This is a genomic window from Streptomyces niveiscabiei (genome assembly GCF_001419795.1).
Lineage (GTDB): Bacteria > Actinomycetota > Actinomycetes > Streptomycetales > Streptomycetaceae > Streptomyces > Streptomyces niveiscabiei.
Genome location: NZ_LIRL01000912.1, coordinates 1 through 1,270, shown reverse-complemented (window position 1 = coordinate 1,270; position 1,270 = coordinate 1). Strand labels below are relative to the sequence as shown.

The 1,270-nt window shown below is 72.0% G+C and carries 3 protein-coding genes; 2 read left to right on the top strand and 1 reads right to left on the bottom strand.

Annotated elements, in window-relative coordinates; translation table 11 throughout:
- Both AOK24_RS36800 and mscL read left to right on the top strand, forming a co-directional pair.
- Window positions 1–370 (top strand): hypothetical protein (locus AOK24_RS36800; protein WP_055724297.1); only part of this gene is annotated, 370 nt, incomplete at its 5' end.
- A 141-nt stretch (window positions 371–511) separates the two neighbouring features.
- Window positions 512–988 (top strand): large conductance mechanosensitive channel protein MscL, encoded by a 477-nt coding sequence (gene mscL / locus AOK24_RS36795; RefSeq protein ID WP_055724296.1) that lies wholly within the window; start codon window positions 512–514, stop codon window positions 986–988.
- Between the two features lie 88 nt (window positions 989–1,076).
- On the opposite strand, the gene AOK24_RS36790 is transcribed toward mscL, so the two are convergent.
- Window positions 1,077–1,259 (bottom strand): hypothetical protein, encoded by a 183-nt coding sequence (locus tag AOK24_RS36790; RefSeq protein ID WP_055724295.1) that lies wholly within the window; start codon window positions 1,257–1,259, stop codon window positions 1,077–1,079.
- Window positions 1,260–1,270 lie beyond the last annotated feature (11 nt).

Genomic DNA, 1,270 nt, shown 5'->3' with positions numbered 1-1,270 from the left:
CGGGGGCGGCCAGGACGCCGCCGAGCGGGCCCGCGGCCGTCCCCGTGCCGCCCCTCCCCGCGCCACCGCGCCGCCCGGCAGGCCGGTCGCCGTCGAGACCGTGTCGGCGCCGGTGCGGATCGCCGACGCGGAGACGGTACGGCTGCTGCGGCCCGGCGACCGGGTCGACGTGATCGCCTCCGCGCAGACCGCGACGGACGCGGGCGGGGCCCGGGTGGTAGCGCGCGGGGCGCTGGTGTCGAAGGTGCCCGAGCCGGTGGGCGCGAGCGCGGAGGGCGGGGCCCTGGTCGTCTTCTCCGTCCCCCGCGAGGCCGCCGCGCGGCTGGCCGGCGCGGGGGTCGCGGAGCGGCTGGCGGTGACCCTGTGGTGAGGGACTTCGTCCGATATGTGTACGGTCCGGTGTCGTCAAGTCCCTCGTTCGAGCTACCGAATTGGACATGTACGCCTCGCTCTGGCGTAGGTTGCGGACCTGTTCGTTCCGCAGTCGGAGCAAGTGAGGAGTGTCACCGAGGTGAGCGAGAAGAAGGGGGCCGGTGTCTGGGACGGCTTCAAGGCCTTCCTGACGCGTGGCAACGTCGTCGATCTGGCAGTAGCGGTGGTCATCGGCGCCGCCTTCACGAACATCGTCAACTCGGTGGTGAAGGGCGTCATCAACCCGCTGGTGGGTGCGATCGGCACGAAGAACCTGGACAGCTACAGCACGTGCCTGAAGAAGCCGTGCGAGCTGGCGAGCGACGGCTCGCTGAAGAGCGGCGTCCTGATCCAGTGGGGGTCGGTGCTCGGGGCGACGCTGAGCTTCCTGATCACGGCCGCGGTCGTGTACTTCCTGATGGTGCTGCCGATGTCGAAGTACCTGGCGCGGCAGACCGCCCGGCAGAAGGCCAAGGAGGGCACGCAGGAGGTCATCGAGGTGTCCGAGCTGGAGGTCCTCAAGGAGATCCGGGACGCTCTGGTCGCCCAGCGCGATGCGGGGCACGACGAGCGGTAGACGCGCTCTCCTCGGCCCTGCGGGCGGCGTCCGGTCTCGCCCGCGGGGCCGTTCGGCTTTCCCGGGGCCTGTGGGGGCTCGCGCGGGGTCAGATGTGGTGGGGCGGCTTCTCGTCGAGGAAGCGTTTGAGGTCGGCCGCCGCGTCGCCGGTCGCCGTCAGGGACTCGCCCCAGCCGCGGTCCGTGTCGTCCGAGGACGGGCGGTCCAGGGGGTCGTCGAAGACCAGCGCGGCCTTCGGGTCACGGGGTTCGGCGGCGGAGGGGGTGCTCATCCCTCCAGGGT